The sequence below is a fragment of the Helicovermis profundi genome (genome assembly GCF_033097505.1).
GTDB classification, from domain to species: Bacteria; Bacillota; Clostridia; order Peptostreptococcales; family Acidaminobacteraceae; genus Helicovermis; species Helicovermis profundi.
In genome coordinates, this window is the sequence record NZ_AP028654.1 from 1,671,618 (window position 1) to 1,694,476 (window position 22,859).

The 22,859-nt window shown below is 29.4% G+C and carries 21 protein-coding genes; all 21 read right to left on the bottom strand.

Annotation, left to right across the window (positions count from 1 at the left end; all coding sequences use genetic code 11):
* Positions 1 to 112 precede the first annotated feature (112 nt).
* Entirely contained in the window at positions 113 to 1,501 is a 1,389-nt protein-coding gene (gene lpdA, locus AACH12_RS07320; protein ID WP_338534783.1) for a dihydrolipoyl dehydrogenase, read from the bottom strand.
* 169 nt (positions 1,502 to 1,670) lie between these two features.
* A complete protein-coding gene (locus AACH12_RS07325) occupies positions 1,671 to 2,291 on the bottom strand; it encodes an MBL fold metallo-hydrolase (protein ID WP_338534784.1) in 621 nt (206 codons plus the stop codon).
* Between the two features lie 33 nt (positions 2,292 to 2,324).
* Positions 2,325 to 2,774 carry a D-aminoacyl-tRNA deacylase gene (gene dtd / locus AACH12_RS07330; RefSeq protein WP_338534785.1) on the bottom strand — a complete coding sequence of 150 codons (450 nt, stop codon included), beginning with the start codon at positions 2,772 to 2,774 and terminating at the stop codon, positions 2,325 to 2,327.
* A 13-nt stretch (positions 2,775 to 2,787) separates the two neighbouring features.
* Positions 2,788 to 4,974 carry a RelA/SpoT family protein gene (locus tag AACH12_RS07335; RefSeq protein WP_338534786.1) on the bottom strand — a complete coding sequence of 729 codons (2,187 nt, stop codon included), beginning with the start codon at positions 4,972 to 4,974 and terminating at the stop codon, positions 2,788 to 2,790.
* A gap of 122 nt (positions 4,975 to 5,096) precedes the next feature.
* The gene (locus tag AACH12_RS07340; RefSeq protein ID WP_338534787.1) at positions 5,097 to 5,609 is read right to left on the bottom strand and encodes an adenine phosphoribosyltransferase; all 513 of its coding nucleotides are present in this window, start codon (positions 5,607 to 5,609) and stop codon (positions 5,097 to 5,099) included.
* Positions 5,610 to 5,682: 73 nt separating this feature from the next.
* Positions 5,683 to 7,833 carry a single-stranded-DNA-specific exonuclease RecJ gene (gene recJ / locus AACH12_RS07345; protein ID WP_338534788.1) on the bottom strand — a complete coding sequence of 717 codons (2,151 nt, stop codon included), beginning with the start codon at positions 7,831 to 7,833 and terminating at the stop codon, positions 5,683 to 5,685.
* A gap of 7 nt (positions 7,834 to 7,840) precedes the next feature.
* Positions 7,841 to 8,209 (bottom strand): LapA family protein, encoded by a 369-nt coding sequence (locus AACH12_RS07350; RefSeq protein WP_338534789.1) that lies wholly within the window; start codon positions 8,207 to 8,209, stop codon positions 7,841 to 7,843.
* A 275-nt stretch (positions 8,210 to 8,484) separates the two neighbouring features.
* A complete protein-coding gene (gene secF, locus AACH12_RS07355) occupies positions 8,485 to 9,372 on the bottom strand; it encodes a protein translocase subunit SecF (RefSeq protein ID WP_338534790.1) in 888 nt (295 codons plus the stop codon).
* Positions 9,373 to 10,680, bottom strand: a complete 1,308-nt coding sequence (gene secD, locus AACH12_RS07360) for a protein translocase subunit SecD (RefSeq protein ID WP_338534791.1) — start codon at positions 10,678 to 10,680, stop codon at positions 9,373 to 9,375.
* Positions 10,681 to 10,774: 94 nt separating this feature from the next.
* Positions 10,775 to 11,287, bottom strand: a complete 513-nt coding sequence (locus AACH12_RS07365; RefSeq protein WP_463671014.1) for a gamma carbonic anhydrase family protein — start codon at positions 11,285 to 11,287, stop codon at positions 10,775 to 10,777.
* Positions 11,280 to 12,638, bottom strand: a complete 1,359-nt coding sequence (scfB, locus tag AACH12_RS07370) for a thioether cross-link-forming SCIFF peptide maturase (RefSeq protein ID WP_338534793.1) — start codon at positions 12,636 to 12,638, stop codon at positions 11,280 to 11,282. Before scfB ends, AACH12_RS07365 begins: the two co-directional genes overlap by 8 nt.
* 125 nt (positions 12,639 to 12,763) lie before the next feature.
* A complete protein-coding gene (scfA, locus tag AACH12_RS07375; RefSeq protein ID WP_338534794.1) occupies positions 12,764 to 12,907 on the bottom strand; it encodes a six-cysteine ranthipeptide SCIFF in 144 nt (47 codons plus the stop codon).
* A gap of 128 nt (positions 12,908 to 13,035) precedes the next feature.
* Complete coding sequence (gene yajC, locus AACH12_RS07380; RefSeq protein ID WP_338534795.1) at positions 13,036 to 13,311, bottom strand: preprotein translocase subunit YajC; 276 nt, start codon at positions 13,309 to 13,311, stop codon at positions 13,036 to 13,038.
* A gap of 78 nt (positions 13,312 to 13,389) precedes the next feature.
* Positions 13,390 to 14,523, bottom strand: a complete 1,134-nt coding sequence (tgt, locus tag AACH12_RS07385; protein WP_338534796.1) for a tRNA guanosine(34) transglycosylase Tgt — start codon at positions 14,521 to 14,523, stop codon at positions 13,390 to 13,392.
* 22 nt (positions 14,524 to 14,545) lie between these two features.
* Positions 14,546 to 15,568, bottom strand: a complete 1,023-nt coding sequence (gene queA, locus AACH12_RS07390) for a tRNA preQ1(34) S-adenosylmethionine ribosyltransferase-isomerase QueA (protein ID WP_338534797.1) — start codon at positions 15,566 to 15,568, stop codon at positions 14,546 to 14,548.
* A 16-nt stretch (positions 15,569 to 15,584) separates the two neighbouring features.
* Entirely contained in the window at positions 15,585 to 17,129 is a 1,545-nt protein-coding gene (locus tag AACH12_RS07395) for a SpoIID/LytB domain-containing protein (protein WP_338534798.1), read from the bottom strand.
* A 20-nt stretch (positions 17,130 to 17,149) separates the two neighbouring features.
* Positions 17,150 to 18,163, bottom strand: coding sequence for a Holliday junction branch migration DNA helicase RuvB (ruvB, locus tag AACH12_RS07400; RefSeq protein ID WP_338534799.1), 1,014 nt, complete (start codon positions 18,161 to 18,163; stop codon positions 17,150 to 17,152).
* A gap of 14 nt (positions 18,164 to 18,177) precedes the next feature.
* Positions 18,178 to 18,789: a Holliday junction branch migration protein RuvA gene (gene ruvA, locus AACH12_RS07405; RefSeq protein WP_338534800.1), complete on the bottom strand. Its 612-nt coding sequence runs from the start codon at positions 18,787 to 18,789 to the stop codon at positions 18,178 to 18,180.
* 84 nt (positions 18,790 to 18,873) lie between these two features.
* Complete coding sequence (locus AACH12_RS07410; protein WP_338534801.1) at positions 18,874 to 19,599, bottom strand: radical SAM protein; 726 nt, start codon at positions 19,597 to 19,599, stop codon at positions 18,874 to 18,876.
* A gap of 71 nt (positions 19,600 to 19,670) precedes the next feature.
* The gene (locus AACH12_RS07415; protein ID WP_338534802.1) at positions 19,671 to 21,161 is read right to left on the bottom strand and encodes a YjjI family glycine radical enzyme; all 1,491 of its coding nucleotides are present in this window, start codon (positions 21,159 to 21,161) and stop codon (positions 19,671 to 19,673) included.
* Positions 21,162 to 21,420: 259 nt separating this feature from the next.
* Positions 21,421 to 22,818 (bottom strand): Na+/H+ antiporter NhaC, encoded by a 1,398-nt coding sequence (nhaC, locus tag AACH12_RS07420; protein WP_338534803.1) that lies wholly within the window; start codon positions 22,816 to 22,818, stop codon positions 21,421 to 21,423.
* Between the last annotated feature and the right edge of the window lie 41 nt (positions 22,819 to 22,859).

Genomic DNA, 22,859 nt, shown 5'->3' on the forward strand with positions numbered 1-22,859 from the left:
TTAAAATAAGGATAATCAACTCTTCTATTATAGTTGTATTATCCTTATAAATGCAATGCTTTTTATTATTATAGCAAATGTAAAAGTTTTTTTAAATTAAATACTCTAAAAATTATCTTTTAGATTTCACCCTATGAATTGCTTCATCTACTATACCAAGCGATGCTTCTAAAAAGCTCTCAGATAAAGTTGGATGAGGATGTATAGTTTTTCCTATATCAGAAGCTGAAAAATTATTTGATATAGCGAGTGTTCCCTCCATAATTAAATCAGAAGCGTGAGGACCCATTATATGAACACCTAGAATTTTATTTGTAGTTTTTTCAGCAAGTACTTTTACAAAACCATCAGGTTCGTTTAATGCCAATGCTTTTCCATTTGCACCAAATAAAAATTTATTTTTTGAATATTCAATATTACTTTCTTTACATTCTTCTTCTGTCATTCCAACAGTTGCAACTTCAGGACTAATAAATACACAATCAGGAACTGTTTCAAGATCAATATGACTTTTTCCATCAAGCAATTTTTCTACCAGATAAATGGCCTGATTAGATGCAACATGAGCTAACATTTTTTTACCTATAACATCACCAACTGCATAAATTCCTTCAGTAGATGTTTTAAAATCATCATCTACAATTATTCCTTTCCTATCAAATTTAATATGTGCATTTTCAATATTCAAACCTTCAAAATTTGCGACTCTTCCCATTGCAAGAAGCAATAAGTCAGAATCAACTACTTTATTCTTTTCATTTGTTGTATATATTTTAAGGCCATTTTCACTTTCTTCAATTTTCTCTAAATGCGATTTTGCTAAAAATTTAATTCCTTGTTTTTTTACCATCATTGTAACTCTCTTTGAAAGTTCTTTATCAACTCTTTTTAGGAGAGCATTTGATATAATTGTAACTTCAGTTCCAAGTTCGTTAAATATATTTGCAAATTCAAGACCAATAACACCACCACCTGCTATTGTTAGAGTTTTAGGTATAGCTTTTAAACTAAGAAGTTCTCTACTAGTTATAACACCACCTAACTCTACCCCATCTACTTTTGGAATAATAGGACTTGAACCTGTTGCAATTATGATTATATCAGCACTTATTTCAAAGGACTTATCTATTGTTTTCACCAAAAGAATTTTTTCATCAATAAAAGATGCGTTTCCATAAATAAGATCAATATTATAACTCTTTAATATCATTAAAATACCATCGCGAAGTTTACTAACAACATTATCTTTTCTTTCCATTATTTTCTCAAAATCAATACTGTAATTATCTATTTTATAACCAAATTCTTCAGCATTTTTAATATCCTTTAACACTTCAGCATTTTTATAAAGAGCTTTAGTAGGTATACAGCCTCTATTTAGGCAAGTTCCACCAACATCTTCTTTTTCAATAATAGTAACTTTTGCGCCAAGCATTGCCGCTCTAATTGCTCCTTCGTAACCTGCTGGACCTCCACCAATAAAAATAATGCTTTTTTCCAAAATATAGCCCCCTTTTTATATCTACATACAATTATATACTTATACGTTAAAATTGCAATGAAATTTTACATATATTAAAATATTCACAATGTTATTCTTGAATTTATTACATAATAAAATTCTCAACTTAAAATAAGCTGAGAATCTTTATTATAAATTCATTATTTTTTTAATCATTTATAGGATTAGATTTTATTTCAGCACCTATCGTAGTAGAACCACCATGACCCGGATAAACTAAAGTTTTAGGATTTAATTTAAATAGTCTATTTGTGATAGATTTTCTAATTTTATCAAAATTTCCACCTTCAAGATCATATCTTCCATAACTATACATAAAAAGTGTGTCTCCACTAAAAAGTGAATTCTCTATTAATAAGCAAATACCACCTTTGGTATGTCCTGGTGTATGTATTACTTTTGCATGAAGTGAACCAAATTTTATTTTTTTTCCATCTTCAAGTAAAACATCTGGAGTAAATTCCATATCTCCATATGATGTCTTTGAAGATAAATTCAATTCTTTTGATTTTAGTAAATACTCATCTGCCCTGTGAACCATAATACTAATACCATATTCATTTTTAAGAGTCGTTGCAGCACAAATATGATCAACATGTCCATGAGTAAGTACTATATGGATAGGAGTATATCCTTTTGAGTCAATCAATTTTATGATTTTCTCAGCTTCACTTCCTGGATCTATTATAATACATTGTTTTTCTTTTTCATCAGCGACTATATAGCAATTTGCACCATACGTACCCAACGTTAATTTTTCTATTATCATAGTTACCTCAACATTTATATTTATATTTACAATCTAAAACACTTTTTTACTATCAATCATGAGTGTTACAGGCCCATCGTTAATAATTTCTACTTGCATATCAGCTTGAAATTTACCCGTTTCGACTTTAATTACTTTCTCACTGCAAATACTAACAAAATTTTCATAAAGTTCATTTGCGATTTCTGGTCTAGATGCAGTTATAAAACTGGGTCTTCTTCCTTTTCTGCAATCGCCAAGTAAAGTAAATTGTGATATAGCGAGCATTTCACCTTTTACATCAAGTAAAGACAAATTCATTTTTTCATTTTCATCTTCAAATATTCTTAAATTTATAATTTTTTCAGCTAGATATTTTACGTCTTCTAATGAATCACCATCTTCAACGCCGACTAGAACATTTAGCCCTTTTCCAATACTACCAATAGTTTTTCCATCAACATTTACACTTGATTTTTTCACTCTTTGAACTACCGCTCTCATAACACGACCCCTTTTAAGATGTAATTCTTTTTACATCAATCATTTTTGGCATCCCTTTTAGCTTGTTTATTAATTTATTTAACTGAACTGCATTATTAATTTCAATATTTAAATTAATAACTGCAATTTCATTTTTTGTAATTTTTGCATTAATACCCGTCACAAATAAATCCATTTCAGAAATTAAAACTGTAAGTTCTCCAAGTAATCCTTTCCTATCTGGTGCAATTACTTGAATTTGAGCAGCGTATGAAGAGTCAACCTCTCCTGTGTCCCACTCTACTTCAATAAATCTACTTTTGGAATCATCTGTTTTTTCAAAGTTTGTACAATCTGATCTATGAACAGTAACTCCGCGTCCCCTAGTTATATAGCCAATAATATCATCACCTGGAACTGGATTACAGCACTTTGCATATCTAATTAAAAGGTTATCAACGCCTTTTACACTAATACCTTTTGCTTGAGATTTAATTTTCTTATTACTATTTCTTTCTTTTATTTTTCCCTTTAACTCTTCATCAGTTTCATTAGACTTATTTAATTCTTTTTGTTCAAATTTATATTTATCGCGGAGTTTTGGAAGTACTTGACTAAGCATAATACCACCATAGCCTATCGCTGCATATAAATCATCCATATTATTACAACTTAATTTATCTAATAATGGTTCGACCCATTCTGGTCTAACAAGTTCCTTAACAGTATAACCTGATTTTTTAATTTCTTTAAAGAAAGCTTCAGATCCTTTTTCTATATTTTCTTCTCTTCTTTCTTTTTTGAACCAATGTCTTATTTTATTTTTTGCTTGATTACTTTTTACAAATTTTAACCAGTCTCTTGATGGACCATTACTGTTTTTAGCAGTTAATATTTCTATAATTTGTCCATTTGATACTTTAAAATTTAATGGAACAATTCTACCATTAACTTTTGCGCCAACACAACGATTTCCAACTTGTGAATGAATCTTATATGCAAAATCAACTGGAGTTGACCCCATAGGCAAATCAATAACTTTACCATCTGGTGTAAAAACAAAAACCTCATTTGTAAATAAATCTAGTTTTAAAGAATCCATAAATTCTTTAGGATCATTTAAATCCTTCTGCCATTCCATCATCTGTCTTAGCCAAGATAATTTTTCTTCCATATTATCTTCTTCGCTTTTACCTTCTTTGTATTTCCAATGCGCAGCAATACCGTATTCGGCTATCCTATGCATATCCCATGTTCTTATTTGAATTTCGAACGGTTCTCCAGTATTTCCAATAACCGTTGTGTGAATCGATTGATACATATTTGGTTTTGGCATAGCAATATAATCTTTAAATCTACCAGGAATAGGCTTCCAAAGAGAATGAATAATTCCTAAAACTCCATAACAATCTTTAATTGAATCCACAATAACTCTAATAGCAGTTAAATCGTAAATTTCATCAAAATCTTTATTTTGCTTAGTCATCTTCTTATATATACTATAAAAATTTTTGGGTCTACCATAAATATCACAATTAATACTTACAAGCTTTATATTATACTCAAGATCGCTTATTACTTTATTTATAATGCCTAATCTTTCATCTCTCTTTTTATTTACTCTTGTTACTAAATTATAGTAACTTTCAGGTTCTAAATATAAGAACGACAAATCTTCAAGTTCCCATTTAATCTTTGATATTCCAAGTCTATGAGCAATAGGTGCATATATTTCAAGAGTCTCAAGTGCTTTTTCTTTTTTCTTTTCATCAGGCATAAACTTAAGAGTTCTCATATTGTGGAGTCTATCAGCTAATTTAATTAGAATAACTCTAATATCCTTAGCCATAGCAATAAACATCTTTCTTAGGTTTTCAGCTTGTTGTTCTTCTTTTGATTCATAATTTATTTTACCGAGTTTTGTAACGCCATCAACCATATTTGCTACATCTTCACCAAATTCATCTTTAATATCTTTATAAATATACTTAGTATCTTCTACAACGTCGTGAAGTAGTCCAGATATAATTGTATCTTCATCTAGTTCAAGTTCTGCGAGAATTAGCGAAACATGAACTGGATGAATAAAATATTTCTCTCCAGATTTGCGCAATTGTCCTCTATGAGCTTCTTCTGCAAAAGTATATGCCCTAACAATTTTCTCTATATTTAACGAAGAATTCAATTGTTGCAATTTTAAAACATATGATTCTAAATTCATAATTAACACCCTCTGTATTAAAAAATGGTTACACTAAAGTGTAACCATTACATAAATTAAATTTTATACACATTATATATCATTTATGAACTAATAACAACTTTAGATTAATAATAATATACTTAATATTTAATAAGCGACTTAATATTATAATCTCCAATTAAATCTCTTGCGTTTAAAAATGAAAGCTCCATAATAAATACCATTCCAACAACTTCAGCTCCCATACTTTCAATTAATTTTACAATTGCATTTACAGTTCCGCCAGTTGCAAGCAAGTCATCTGCAATAAGAACTTTTTGACCCTTTTTAATTGCATCTTTATGAATCTCTAGCTTATCTACACCATATTCAAGTTCATACTCTATAGAAACCGTTTCAGATGGAAGTTTACCAGGTTTTCTTATTGGAACAAATGATTTTGAAAGAGCATATGACATAGGGGCTGCAACTATAAATCCTCTAGCTTCTGGGCCTACTATAACATCAAAATCGAATTCTGAAACATTTTCAACACACATATCAATCGTCTTTTTAAACACTTCACCATTGTTAAGTAAAGTTGTAATATCTTTAAAACCAATTCCTTCTTTAGGAAAATCTTGTACTTCTCTAATATAATTCTTCAAATCCATAATAACCACCCTTATTTATATTCGTCCAAAAACTATTCTATCAAAAATTATAAAATAATCAAATACCAAATAATTAAATATATTTGTTTTTTTTAAGTATATCTATCACAGCAAAACTGTAATTTTGCACAGACTTATATGAAGCTGACGCAGTAATATCAATTTTTTTATTATTAATTGTTTTCTCGCAGTAATATTCATTGTCAGTGATATCATAAATAATCAAATTATTCATTTTTAAAATATATAAAGCTATTTTTACTTGATATGGCAATATACCACTGAACTTATTTTTAATTAAGCTAATTTTACCATTTTTTATTGCAAATCTATATACAATAGCAATCTGATCTCTATTTGGAAGTAAATTTCTTGCAAAAAACAAAAACTCTGAAATCGAAACCAGTTTTTTATTGAAAATATTAACTATATATTCTTCTAATTCAGTAAAATCAGTATCTTCTAATGTATTTATTATTTTAATAATATATTCATTAAAGAAGTAATCAGATTTTGAAAATTCTAGTTTTTCATTCATTTTTATATCTTTAAGAATAAATTGTATAGTTTCAACACCTCTAAAATTATTTCTTTCCATGCTAAAAGCAAGATTAACAGACTGATTAGTTCTAAGTAGTTCAGCTTTTTCAGCCATTGAAAATCCAAGCGAATCATACACTCGCTTTTCATCATGAACTGTAATTTTTAAATGGTTTTTTTCTTTTCCAATGCATTTAAATTGATCAATATTTAAATTATTATATATGAAAATTGGTTTTGAATTTCCCATTCCAAACGGTTCAAGCAATTCAAGTTCGTCTAACACTTTATAGTTAATATCTTTTGATAATAAAGACATATCATATTTGATTTTGGGAATTATATCTGTTTCTTTCATCTCTAAATCAGCAAAATTGTTAACTCCTATTCTAAGCTTTTCATAATTTATACTTTCCATGCTTAGACCTGCTGCTTGTTTATGGCCGCCAAATTTAAGAAATAACTCCTTAACTGAATCTAAAGCAGAAAATAAATCAAAGTCACCTACACTTCTTGCTGAACCTTTTAAAATTCCATTTTCTTCATTCAAAATTATTGAAGGTTTATAATATTTCTCTGAAATCTTAGAACTAACAATCCCTACAATTCCAGTATGCCAATTTTCACCCTTAACAACAAGAATTTTTTCGTTTATAGGATCTAAATTTTCATCAATATATTTAAGTGCTTCTTCTACTATTAACTTTTCTCTATTTTGTCTTTCTTTATTTAACTGTGTTAGTTCTCTAGCAATTTCCTTCGCCCTTTTTTTTGAATTTGTAGTTAATAATTCAACGGCTAATCTCGGATTACCAATTCTTCCAGATGCATTAATTTTTGGAGCCAATATAAAGCCAATATGACCTGCATTTATTTTCTTATTTGTAAGTTCTGAAATATCAATTAATTCCTTTAGTCCAATATTGCTTGTATTGTTTAATACATCAAGTCCCACCTTAGTTATTATTCTATTTTCATCAACCAAAGGAGCAATATCGGAGACAGTACCAAAAGCAGCTAAGTCGATAATTTCATTAACAAAGAGATTGAATTCATCTTTTAACAAAGCCTGAACTATTTTAAAAACAATTCCAGCTCCGCAAAGCATATCAAATGGATAAGAGCAATCTGTCCTTTTAGGATTTATAACTTCATATGAGTTAGGAATTTCTTCTTGAGGGTTATGATGATCAGTTATTATTAAATCTAAACCAATGGTCTTTGCAAAGTCAGCTTCTTTCACCGACGTTATACCACAATCAACTGAAATAACAAGTGATACACCTTTATTTTTAATATTTTCAAGTGCCAAAGAGTTTATTCCATACCCTTCTTTTTCTCTATCTGGAATATAAAATATAGCTTCATAATTTATTTTCTGAAAATACTTTAAAAAAATAGAAATACTAGTTATTCCATCAACATCATAATCACCGTATATACATATTTTTTCTTTACTTTTAATAGCTTCTGCAATTCTACTAGTAACTTTGTCCATTCCATTAAGTAAAAAAGGATCATATAGTTTAGACAAAGTAGGATGCAAAAATTTATCAACAATTTCTTTTTTTATTAATCCTTTATTTTCTAAAACTCTTTTCGTAACATTAGTTAACGTAACATCATTAAGTAAACCAATGTTTTCCTTGTTTTTTTCTTGCCATAAAAACTCTTTATATTTCATTTTTCACCTATTTTGATATATCGACTTTTAATTCACGTTGACTTTCTGCTGCCTTATACTTTTCGTTTTCTTCTAGTAATTTATCATTATTTTCTACGAGTTCTTCTTTTTCAGATGATAGCTTTTGATAATCTTTTTCTAATGTTTTGAATTTCTTTTCACTTTCTTTAATTTTCATAGTAGACTTAATTTTTTTAAATACACTAAGTAAATATACTACAATAGCTCCAAGCGAAGCGGAAACTAGAATAACTACCGCCTGTGAAGTTTGAAACTTTGAGAATAACACATTAATTGTCACAGTTTCAGCATTAAGAAGTGCAAATAAAGCAACAATAATCGCAAATAATAATGAAATAATAAATGTAAATTGCATATTTTTTCTCCTTTTTAGTTTAATAACTATATTATAAACTATTTAGTTCAAATTAAAAAGACAGTTTATAAAAATATATATTACAATTGAAAAAGCGCAGTTACCTAAGTAACCGCGCCTAAATCAAAGTATTTATAAATTTATCCGATGCCTTAGAGTTCTAATACCCCCACTTCTTAAAAAAAGTGGGGGATAAAGAACTCTAAAAAGGCCCTGGATTATGTTTTCTAAGATTCAGCGGGAGTAAAAACTCCCTCTGAATCTTAGAAATTCATTTATGCTTTTGAATAATGTTTTTGAACTTTTTCTTTTTTAGTTTTCCACAAAGCCCAAATTGGAGAAGCAATAAATATTGAAGAATATGTTCCAACAATAACTCCTGACATTAAAGGAAATGCAAAATCTTTTATTTGCTCAACACCAAGGAAATACAAACTTCCAATTACTACCAAAGTTGTAAGTGAAGTGTTTAATGACCTTGTAATAGTTTGAAGAATACTATTATTTGCAACTTCCATAAAAGGTTCTTTTTTTCTTCTTCGCATATTTTCACGAACTCTATCGAAAACAACAATCGTATCATTTATTGAGTAACCAACAATTGTAAGTATTGCCGCAATAAATGAAGAATTTACTGGAATTCTAAAAATAGCATAAACTGCAAGCAAAACTAAAACGTCATGTAAAAGAGCAGTAATTGCAGAAACTCCATATACGTATTCAAATCTAAAAGTTATATAAATTAACATACAAACTGATGCCGCTAAAATAGCTAACAATGCTTTATTTTGAATTTCTTTACCAATTGAAGGTCCAAATTGTTCAACTGATCTAAATACTGTATCTTTATCCAATTTATATTTTTCAACAAATGCAGCCAATATTTTTATTCTTTCATCATTTGATATAGATGCTTTTGTTTTAATGATTATTTCATGCTTTTCTTGACCTGCATGAACAATCTCTGCATTAAGATTAAAATCTTTTATTACTGATTGAACTTCATCAACTGGAGCTGTTTGTCCAAGATCAATTTGCATCATAGTTCCACCTGTAAAATCAATACCGTAATTTAATCCAGTAGTAGCCATTATAATAAGACCAATTAGAATAACTGCTAAAGAAATTCCAAACCAAATTTTATATTTTCCTACAATATTCATTTAATTACCCCCTCTTACGCCATACATTTTATTACTATTAAATCCTTTAAAACTAAGAGAAGATTTCAGCAAAGTTTTTGTCACAACTACAGCTGTAAACATACTAGTAACAATACCAATCATAAGCGTTACAGCAAATCCTTTTATAGGTCCTTCACCAAATGTAAATAGAACAATAGCTGCAATAAATGTTGTAACATTTGAATCTATAATAGTCCTAAGTGCTCTTGAAAAACCAGAGTCAATAGAAGCACGAAGAGTTTTTCCATTTCTTAATTCTTCTTTTATTCTTTCAAATATAATAACGTTCGCATCAACTGCCATACCAAGTGAGAGTACAATACCAGCAACACCTGGAAGTGTTAAAGTAGCATTGAATCCTACCATAATAAATAATAATACTCCTGCATATAGTACTAAAGCAATACTTGCTATAAAACCAGGTACTCTGTAAAATACCAACATAAATAATACCACTAGTAATAAACCAATTTTTGCAGCATTAACACTTGTTTTAAGTGCATCTAAGCCTAATGTAGGTCCTATTACAGATGTTTGTACTTCATCCAAATTTACTGGAAGTGCACCACCTCTTATAAGAGATGCTAAATTAGTTGCTTCTTCTACTGTAAAGTTACCAGTAATAACCGCTTTTCCGTCACCTATTACAATACTTGTGTATGGTGCAGAAATAACATTATCATCTAAAATAATTGCAATTTGTCCTTTACCGCCTGGATAAGCCACTGCACTTTCAGTAGCAGTTCTAAATAATTTTGTTCCCTCAGTGTTAAATTCTAAACCTACTCCAGGTTTATTGTATTTATCAAAAGATAATTTTGAATCTTTTACTTCTTGTCCAGTTAAAATCTGAGTTCCAACAAAAGCATCTTTTGTCATTCCACTTCTTGCAACAGACTTTTGATCAACTAATACAAACTCTAATTGTGCAGTTTTACCAATCATTGAAATAGCATCATTTGCATTTTTTACTCCAGGTAATTCAATCCTAATTCTTTTATCACCTTGAATTGTAATATTAGGCTCAGTTAACCCCATAGAATTAACCCTTCTAACAATTACATTTTTTGTTTGATTCATAAGCTGAAGTAAATCACTTCCTGTAGCATCTGTCTTTGCTTCGTAAACTACAACTACTCCACCTTCAATATCTAATCCCAGTTTCATCGAATCAGCTATTGATTTTACTCCAAATGTCCCACTACCTACTCCATTAAGCGCTAAGTAACTTACACCGCAAATTAATAGAACAATTACGAGAAAAACTGCTACACCGTTTTTTTTCATCTTTTTCCCTCCCGTTTATTTGTACTATAATAGAATAATATAATTTATTTATTATTACAATAGTAACTATTAGAATTTATTATATTTATACATATTATTTTATATATAATTTTGATAATTCCACGTAATGCTCCGCAGAGCTTTTTAAACTTTCAATTTCACTTTCACTTAAATTCCTTACAATTTTCATAGGTGATCCATATACTAATGAATTTTTTGGAATAACTTTATTCTCAGAAACCAATGATCCTGCACCAACAATAACATTTTCTTCAACAATAGCACCATCAAGTATAATAGCACCCATACCAATCAAAGAATTATCTTTTATAGTGCACCCATGAACAATAGCACCATGACCAACTGTAACGTTCTTACCAATTATAGTAGGATGATTATCATCACAGTGAATCACAGTATTATCTTGAATATTTGTATTTTCACCTATAATAATTTTATTAACATCTGCTCTAATAACAACATTAAACCAAATACTTGCATTTTTATCTATTTTTGTTCTTCCAATTACAGTAGCATTATCTGCTATAAAAGTATTATTATCGATAATTGGAACAAATTCTTTAAAAGTTAAAATCAATTTATTCACCACCAAGCAATGTTTTAGCTTTAATATAAATTGAACATTCTAGTCTTTTCTTTTCCATTTCGCAACCTAATTCATATGGTTTATTTACATCACCATTAAAATTGTATGCATTTGCATGACATCCACCACTACAATAGAATTTAGCCCAACATTCTTTGCATTTTTCTTTAGTGTAAACATTTGCATCTTTAAATTGCTTAGTTAAAGAATCATCTAAATTGTTTTTAAGAATATTTCCCATTTTGAAATCTTCATCACCAACAAATTGATGACATGGATAAATATCTCCTTCAGGTGATATAGCAAGATACTCAGAACCTGCACCACAACCTGAAACACGTTTAATAATACAAGGACCTTGAGTTAAATCATTCATAAAATGAAAAAACTCAAATTCTTTTTCAGTTCCATGTCTATTAATAATTTCTTCCGCAAGTTTATCATATTCACTAAATATTTTTGGTAAATCGCTTTCATCTAATGCATAATCATATTTTGCCTCTGTAACAACAGGTTCGATGGAAGTTAATCTAAACCCATTATTTGCCATATGAATAACATCTTTTGAAAAATCAGTATTGTATTTTGTAAAAGTACCTCTTACATAGTAAGTTTTATCTCCTCTTTTAGAAACTAAAGATTTGAATTTTGGCATAATATTATCGTATGTCCCTTTTTCATTTACAAAATATCTCATTGTATCATTTACTTCTTTTCTTCCGTCAATACTTAAAACAACATTGTCCATATTTTCATTTATATAATCATTAATTTCATCAGTAAGCAGTGTACCATTAGTTGTAATTGTATATCTGAAATTTTTGTTATATTCTTTTTCAAGACTTCTTCCGTAATCAACAAGTTCTTTTACAACTTCAAAATTCATTAGTGGTTCTCCACCAAAAAAATCAACTTCAAGATTTTTTCTAGTTCCTGAATTCTGAACTAGATAAAGCAAAGATTTTTTGCCAACTTCAGCGCTCATCAAGCTTCTTGTTCCTTCAAAATCACCTTGTGATGCAAAACAGTACTTACATCTTAAATTACAATCATGTGCCACATGCAGACACATCGCTTTTACAACAGGTTTTCTATTAACAAAAGCTGGACTATACACATATGTATCTTCTGTAAATAATTGACCATTTTTTCTCAGTTCCTTTATCTCATCAAAAGCAATGTTTAACTCTTCTACCTTAAATTTACCGCTTAATATTTCTAATACTTCTTCTTTTTCTTTTTCAGGGTAGTAATCTAATATCTTATAAATAATTTCATCAACCACATGAATTGAGCCACTATTAATATCTAATAAAAAATATAAATCTCCCTGGCTAAACTTATGAATCATAGCGCCTCCAAATCTTCTCAAAAAAATGAATTAGCCTTACACTAAATAAAAGAAATATTTAATGTTCGAATAATTCATATCCATAACACAAACAAAAAGCAGCATTTGCTGCTTTATAATAGATATTATTTGCTTCTTTCACACTCTTGGTTTCCTACAGTACAAGAAGTTTTACAAGCTGATTGACATGATGTTTGACACTCACCACATCCACCGTAAGATGCACTTTCTTTAAAATTTCCTTTGTTTAATGTTTTAACGTATTTCATAACTACCTCCCTTATATAATTCTAATTAATTATATAACCAATGACAGCATTTGTAAAGTATAACAAAGTAAATGATAGTTCAATAAAATATTAATTAAGCAAATTATTAATATTTTATTGAACTTATATTACATTTTTTCAGAAACTGAATCAATAACGCTACCAACTGCCCACTTTTTAATAATAATTGTGTTCTCTTCCCCAATTTCTATTGTAATGTCATCGTTCGAAATCATTTTAACTTTGGCTAAAACTCCTCCAATTGTTACAATTTCGTCTCCAATAGAAACTCCGTCTCTCATACTTTTAAGTTCTTTTGTCTTTTTTTGTTGAGGCCTAATAAGCAAAAAGTAAAAAATACCTAAAAATGCTGCAACATAAACTATCATCCCGAGTCCTGACATAAACAACCTCCATAATTTTAATATCATTTTTAATTCACTTAACATTTATTCTAGATAAAAAGCAAAATTCCTTTATTATTATAGCAAATTTAATTTTTCATCATAACCGTATTTAGAGAAAAATTCTTTTCTAAAATCAAGTAATCTATCGTTTAATATAGATTCACGCACATCTTCCATCAACTTAAGTAAAAAATGTAAATTGTGGTAAGTTAATAGCCTCGCTGAAAGAATTTCATTTTCTTTAAATAGATGTCTTAAATACGCTTTAGTGTAATTTCTACATGTGTAGCAATCACATTCAGGGTCGAGTGGTGTAAAGTCTTCTCTATGTTTAGCATTTTTAATTACAACTTGTCCTCTTGAAGTCATTGCAGTACCATTTCTTGCAATTCTTGTTGGAAGAACACAGTCGAACATATCAACACCACGAATAACACCTTCAATTAAGTCATCAGGGCTACCTACACCCATCAAATATCTTGGTTTATTTTCAGGCATTAGAGGAGTCGTGTAGTTAAGAACTTCATACATAAGTTTTTTTGATTCACCTACACTAAGTCCGCCAATTGCGTATCCAGGAAAATCTAAGTCAGTAATTTCTTTAGCTGATTGTCTTCTAAGTTCTTCATACATACCACCTTGAATAATTCCAAATAGTGCTTGATTTTCAGTATTTTTATGTGCTTCTTTACATCTTTTTGCCCACCTAGTTGTTCTCTCAAGTGAGTTTTTAACATATTCTTCGTCTGCTGGATAAGGTGCACATTCATCAAACGCCATCATAATATCACTACCTAAATCATTTTGAATTTCAACAGCAATCTCAGGACTTATAAAAAGTTTACTTCCATCAATATGCGATCTAAAATGAACTCCTTCTTCAGTTATTTTTCTAAGTGGTCCAAGGCTAAACACTTGGAATCCGCCACTATCAGTAAGAATAGGACCATCCCAGTTCATAAATTTATGAAGTCCACCAGCTTTTTTAATAAGTTCATTTCCTGGTCTTAAAAATAAATGATAAGTATTACTAAGAATAATTTGAGCCTTTATCTCTTTTAATTCTTCTGGAAGCATAGCTTTTACTGTTGCTTTCGTTCCAACAGGCATAAATATTGGAGTTTCAATAACACCATGCGGTGTGTGAAATCTACCAAGTCTTGCACCTGATTGCTTACAAGTTTTAATTAATTCAAATTCAAATGACATACTTCCTCCATCTTTTCTAATATTATATAACTAACATAGCATCGCCAAAAGAAAAAAATCTATAATTATTTTTAATCGCTTCTTCGTATGCATTTAATACATTATCTTTTCCAGCTAAAGCGCTTACGAGCATAATTAAAGTTGATTCTGGCAAATGAAAATTAGTAATTAATCCATCAATAATTTTGAATTTATAGCCTGGATATATAAATATTTCTGTCCATCCGCTACTTTTTGAAACAAATCCATCTTCATTAACTGCACTCTCGAGTGTTCTAGTTGAAGTAGTTCCAACCGAAATTATTCTTCCACCACCAAGCTTCGCTTTATTTACTTTTTCTGCTGTTTCTTCACTTATTTCGTAATATTCTGAGTGCATTTGATGATCCAAAATATTATCCGCTTTTACAGGCCTAAAGGTACCAAGACCAACATGAAGCGTTACGTATGCTATTTCAACTCCCATATCAATAATTTGATCAATTAGTTCTGGTGTAAAATGAAGTCCAGCTGTAGGAGCCGCTGCAGATCCATTATATTTAGAATAAACAGTTTGGTACCTTTCTTGATCTTTAAGTTCTTCAACTATATAAGGTGGAAGTGGCATAGTTCCAATTTTATCTAAAACTTCTTCAAATATTCCATCATAGGTAAATTCAATAATTCTTGCTCCTTCTTCAGCATGATCCACAATAACGCCTTCAAGTATACCATCACCAAATATAAATTTAACTCCAATTTTAGCTTTTTTTCCTGGCTTTACCAAAGTAAGCCATCTATTATCACCTAAATTTCTTAAAAGTAGAAATTCAACTTTCGCTCCAGTTTCCTTTTTCCCAAAAATTCTTGCAGGCAGAACTCTTGTATCATTTAACACAATTAAATCGCCTTTTTTTAGATATGATAATATATCTTTAAATATCTTGTGTTCAATTTCACCACTAATTTTATTTAGTTTCATTAATTTAGAATTGCTTCTGTCTTTTAAAGGTGTCTGAGCAATAAACTCTTTTGGTAAATCAAAGTAAAATTCATTTTTTTTCATTTTTTTCTCCATAATGTTATTTGTTTAATACAGTATCAGTGTAATAATGACTTAGAATTTGTTCATAAGTATAACCTTCCTCTGCCATTTTTTTCGCGCCCCATTGACTCATTCCAAGACCGTGACCATAACCTTTTCCTTCAAAAGTGTAACTATTCGAAGAAGAATAAATCTTTTTTTTAATATTTCCATTAAATACTTGATAGTATTTATTATTGCTATTTGTTTTTCCATTTGCAGAAAGTAAAGTAACTTTTTTTAAAGATATTTTACCATAATTCATAGAATTTATAATGCTCACTTCATTATCTTTAATAACACTATACCAAATGCTTTTAATTATATTATAACCAAAGATTGATCTAATTTTCTCTTTTTTTAATTCAACATTTGTATTTGAGCCTTTAAAACTAATAGAAAGCACTCTTCCATTTTCACTTTTATGATTAATAGTAACATCTTCTAATTTCCCTATATAAATGCTTCTATCTGCTAGTTTTTTTTCTATTTCTTCAGGTGTAAAAGTTTTTGACCAAATTGAATTTGGCTCATTCAATGAGTAATTATCTTTTACTCCTCTTAAATACGGAACTACTGATGACCAAATATTTTCTGATGATTCTGTATGTCCACCACTATTTGAATGAAAATAAGCTTCGACCAGCGTATTATTATATAATAATAATTCTCCTTTAGTCAAATCTACAGCAAATGAAGAACCTTCAGCTTCTTTTTTAGTCCCACTATAAACTTGGCAATCAGTTGAATCGCAAATATCAAAACCATATTCAATATGTTTATTTAAGTGACTATATGAGTAATTCCTAGCAGCTACAGCTTGTGCTTTAAGTGATTCGAGCGGCCAAGAACTACTCATCTCATTTGGAACAACTCCATACAAGTAGTCCTCTATATAGATATAATTTATTATAGAAATTCCGCTATTAACTACATTCTTTGCGCCAATTCCTCCCCTATAAGAGTATTTATCAGTATCTAAAAAATTCGAATCTAATGGTTTTACATAAAATTCGCCTTGAGAAGAATCATAATTAAAAACAGTGTTATTGCTAGAATCAACTAAGTCTATCGAATTATTATTTTTATATAAAAATACCTGATTAAGTGAAAATTTATTTTTAGTAATATTTATATTGTTTTGTCCTATTTCTTTATCTGCGTAATTACCATAGGCTAAAAACCATCCATCATCAAATGAAATAAAAACTTTATCATCTATTTTTTTAAATTCACCTATCTGTTTAAGTACATCAGCACTCGAAACGCTTTTATCTGTTAATCTAATATGGTAAGCCGAATTTTTATAAGTTAATTTTTTTTCTTTAGTCAATTCAAATAGAGAAATTTCAACATGATTTGCATGTAAAAACAAAGCAAACCCTGAACTTGAATTCAAAGAAAAGTTAGATGTGTTATTATTGTATTCAATTCCAACTCTTATAATAAAATCATTTGGAATAGTTAATGATGTATTTGCAAAAGCGTAATTGCTCATAAGAATTTGAAAAATTATAAGCAAAAATATAATATTTTTTTTCATATTTACTCCTATAATATTGCCTATTTATCGATAAAATTCTTACTTAAATGATCATAACCTAACTTTGTAACAACTCTACCTCTAGGAGTTCTATTAATAAAACCTAGTTGAAGCAAAAAAGGTTCATATACATCTTCAATTGTTGATCTTTCTTCATCAGTAGAAGCAGAAAGAGTATCAAGGCCAACTGGTCCACCATCAAATTTCTCCACAATTGTAGAAAGAATTTTAATATCAACACCATCTAGGCCGAGTTTATCAACTTCAAGTAAATCTAATGCTTCATTTGCAATATTCTTGTTTATTATACCATCTGCTTTAACCTGAGAATAATCACGAACCCTTTTTAACAATCTATTTACAATCCTCGGTGTTCCCCTACTTCTTGAAGCCAATTGCATTGCAGCATCATCTTCAATTACTATATCTAAAATTCCCGAAGACCTTTTTACAATTTTATCTAAATCATCATTATTATATAATTCCAATTTGCATATAATACCAAATCGATCTCTAAGAGGAGAGGTTAATTTACCAAGTCTTGTTGTAGCACCAACTAAAGTAAATTTCGGTAGGTCTATCCTGAGGGATCTCGCACTTGGTCCTTTACCAATTATAATATCGAGTACAAAATCTTCCATCGCAGGGTAAAGTACTTCTTCAATATTCCTATTTAATCTATGAATTTCATCAATAAAAAGTACATCATTTTCCTGTAAATTGGATAGAATTGCAGCTAAATCACCCGGCCTTTCAATTGCTGGACCTGATGTGATTTTTATATTTACTTTCATTTCATTAGCAATAATATTCGCAAGAGTTGTCTTTCCAAGTCCTGGTGGTCCATACAATAATACGTGATCAAGTTGTTCTTCTCTTAAACATGCAGCTTTCATAAATATATCAAGTTTTTCTTTAGTTTTAAATTGTCCAATGTAATCCACCAAGAACTGAGGTCTTAGAGTTGTTTCAATTTCTATGTCTTCCTCAGCAAATGAAGGCGTTATGAACCTTGTTTCAAAAATATCAGGCATATTTATTTCTCCCTTTACTTATTAATTAATTTAAGTAATTCTTTTATTAATTCTTCAGTTGTTTTACTTGAAATATTTATCTTATTCATAGTTTTTTTAACTTCATTTTTTGTATATCCAAGCGAAATCAACGCATTCATTGCATCTTCTACAACAAGACTATTAACTGGTATAATACTACTAGTATCATTTGACTCATCAGAAAAGACGAATAATTTATTCACTTTATCTTTTAATTCTAATACTATTCTTTGTGCAGTTTTATTACCAACACCAGAAGCGGCCGTTAATACAGATAAATCACTAGAAATTATTGCTTTTGCTATATCCTTATAATATGAACTAGAGAGAAGAGCTACACCTACCTTCGTCCCCACACCGCTAACAGAAGTTAGTAAATTAAATACTTCTAGTTCCTCCCTTGAGGAAAATCCACATAAACTAATATCATCTTCTTTTACAATCATTTTCGTGAAAATTGTAATTTTTTCATCTTTATTTAAGGACTTGCTAAATTGATCAATAGAATTTTTTGATGTTAAAACTCTAAAACCAATATCATTGTTTTCAATCACTATAGAATTTATATCAATTTGGTTTATATACCCTTTTATATAATCATACATAATTATCTCCATATATTTTGTCTTATATAAATAATAACACAAACACTTGTTTGTTTAAACCATTAATAAGTAAAAGCAATGCCATTAAACAATTATTGTATTAATCACTCCATTATTTATTGATACTCTTTTTAATTCCATCATATAATCATCACTTGGAGTATTAAAGTTTCTAAAACGCTTTCTAACACCATTTGCTCTATATTTTATTAACTTATATCGAATATTTTTATTAGTAGAAAACTTATAAATTAATTCACTCGTGAAATACACATTTCTAAAGTTATTAAGTAAAGACGGTACTATTACAGTTCTAATTTCAAATACTTTATCGTCTTTAAGTGCCTTTTTAATATTATTAATACAAAGTAAATTTTCTTTACCAGTTAACAGCTTATGTTCTTTATTATTAAAGGCTTTTAAATCAAACATGAATTTATCAACATATTTACTTAAAATATTATATTGTTCTTCTGTAAAATACCCATTTGTATCAATAAAAACATTAATATCTCGTTTTTTATATTCTTTACATAGGTCAACTAAAAATTCAAATTGATATGTGCATTCACCACCTGAAATTGTAATTCCATTTATGAAATCTTTATGTTTTAGTGACATATCTACTAATTCTATATGATCTAAAAGTTCAACGTTTTTAGGAATATTATTACCCTCAATAATATTTATGGTTTCTGGATTATGACAATACTTGCAATCAAAGTTACACCCCTGAAGAAATATTATTGTTCTGTTACCCGGTCCATCTACTGAACTGAAATATATTAATTTTCTAAAATATCCTTTCATCTGTGCTCCTTCCTTATTACGAAAAAATAAGAACTCATTTAAGAGTTCCTATAATAATTATTTTCTATAATCTATTTTCTAATTTTTCTATCAAGTATATGTTGATTAATAACCGAACCCATACCAAGTGCAACTGTATCTCTAAGTACTTGCTCGCCTTCTCTTAGTTTTTCAATTTCTGAAATTTTTACTAAATAACCTGTTATTCTTATAACATCACAATCAGATGCGTATGGCGAAAAATATCTCATCCCATTTTTAAATGATCCCTTAATAATATCAAGTACATAATTAGGATTATTTTTAACAGTAGAATCAAAACTAAAAATATCACCAATACCTGATGGAAAATACTTATGAAAAATGCCTGCTTTTAAAACATGCTCATGTATTTCAGGTTCCTCTCCAATTGGAATTCTACATCCTGGAGATGTAGAATTGTCAGTATCTATTCCTACCTGTGCGTGTAGCAAATAATGTCCATTTGAACCATATAAATATTTCGACTTATGTTCTTGGACAATCTCATAAAGTTTATCCATAATTTTAATACCAATATTATCTGCATTAACTGAATGGCCAAACCTTTGTAGTTTATCTTTTGGATTTTCTATAAAACAATTTACAGCTTCGGCTAATCCTACCATACCAAACATTGCCGTAAAATTATTAATATCAATTAATCCCTCTTTAACTAGAAAATTTCTTTCGAAAAAAGGTGTTTCTTCTACTAAAAATCTTACTCTTTCATCTAAATACTCTAACATTAAATTTGCTGCAGTTGGTAATTTACTTTCTAAGAAATCATCAAGGTCATTCGCCGTAAATGCTAGTTTATTCATTTTAAGTCTAACTAATGAATAACTACCTCCACCAATATTAAGTCCATTGTAACAACTAACAATTGCATAATCACCTTTAAAATCATTTCTAAACATTTGGTCGTTTGCAAAACTTGGTTTTGCTGTTATAAGTGCAGTGTTTATTGCATCAATTGCAAAATCATCAGAAGTTTCTTTACTATATTTAATTGTTATATTTGGAATTGAATCTTGAAGTTCTCTTTCAGCTCTAAGTATTAGTCTTCCAGCTATTGTATCAAGCGGACCAATATTGGCATGACAAAAAGAATCCGTAATCGTTCTATCAATATATTTCAAAAATCTTTTAATTGCTTGAAAAGATTTTTCGTCGTCTTTTACAAAGGGATTAAGAAGCACATCTAAGTTGCCGATGTAAACCGGAAAAGACGATATTGATGGAACATGTCTATAAAGAATTATCAAATTATTTATTGCATCTTCTAAAGAAGTTGTTGGTTCAAGCTTTAGAAACTTACTACCTTGTTTTAAAAATTTTTCATAATCAGGTACAATATACCTTGGTCTATATGGTGCATGACCTTCATACAAATCGCAAATAATATCCTTATCACGTAAATCTTGAACTTCTTTTGATATATTTAGCACATCAATAGAATCTTCGGCAGCTCTCGCTAAAGTAAGAACCTTTTGTTCATAAGTAAGAATTGGATCTTTAATAATGTCTAAAATTTTATTCATTTACCTCACTCCATTAGTTAGTATTTTAACCACTCTGCCAATAATGAGGGTTTTTTAAAGTAATATACATTTACACAAATATTATTGGCAAAATTATTTGAATGTATATTCACTTTGTTAATTATATTTTAATACTAATTCACTTTTTTTTCAAACCATATATTGTAAAAAACACGAACCTATTTATTGTTAAATTAAACAAAGGGTATATGCATATGCATATACCCTAAACTTTTAAATAAATTGTAATTTAATCTAACTAAGCTACCTTTTCATTTGGATCAATTTTTTCCATTGTAAATCCAGTATAACCATAGATTACAGAAATAATAGGATTTAATATGTTAAGGAATGCGAATGGTGCATAAGCCACAGTTGCGATTCCAAGTGTACTCGACATATAAAGACCACCTGAGTTCCAAGGAACTAGTGAAGAAGTTAGAGTACCAGAGTCTTCTAATATTCTAGAAAGGTTCTTAGCTTTAAGACCTCTTTCTTTAAATACATCTTTGTACATTCTACCTGGAACAACGATTGATAAATACTGGTCACCTGCAAGAACATTCATCATAATTACTGTAATAACAGTAACTAAAACTAAAGAACCTGTAGATTTAGCATATTTAAGCATTCCATCAGCAATAGCTTTAAGCATACCTGATTTTTCCATAATACCACCAAAAGTCATTGCAATTAAAATAAGTGAAACTGTCCACATCATACCATCTAAACCACCACGAGAAAGTAATGAATCAAGTGCATCAATACCAGTAGCAGATGAGAATCCATAATGAGCTGCTCCAATAATATCTGTCATACCAGCTCCTTGAATAGTCCACGCAAAGAATGCACCAAGGAATGTACCACCAATAAGTCCTGGAATTGCAGGAATTTTAAGTACAACCATAAGTATTACAAGTGCAGGAGCTAAAAGAAGAATTGGATTTAAGTTAAACGAAGCACTTAAACCATCTAAAATTACAGTTATTGCACTAGCATCAACTGTATTTCCAGCATATTTAATACCAAGAATAGCATAAGCTACCATTGCAATTAAGTACGAAGGACCTGTTGTATAAAGCATATGTCTAATATGTTCGAAAAGTTCTGAACCTGCCATTGCAGGAGCTAAGTTTGTAGTATCAGAAAGTGGTGACATTTTATCTCCAAAATATGAACCAGAGATAATTGCTCCACCTACCATACCCATTGGCATTCCAAGTCCAGCACCAACACCAACTAATGCGATACCAACAGTACCAGCAGTAGTCCATGATGAACCTGTTGCTAGAGATACAATAGAACAAAGTATTAATGTAGCAACTAAGAATACGCTTGGAGATAATAATTTAAGTCCCCAGAATATCATAGTTGGTACAATACCTGCTAATATCCATGTACCAATAATCATACCAATAATCATAAGTATAAGTATTGCCCCCATAGACATTTTAATTGTTTCTACAATTCCTTCTTCAAGTTCTGCCCAAGGAATACCTAGACCGAACATTGCTACTGCACCAGCAACAATTGCTGCGAAAAGAATTGGAAGTTGAGGATCAGCGCCCCATAATTTCATTGCGCTAATCAGTGCTACCATTAAAGTAATAATTGGAATAAGTGCTAAACCGACTGTAGCTTGTTTTCTCTCTCTCATTTTGTTCCCCCTTAATTTATTTGGTTTTACCCTATACACAT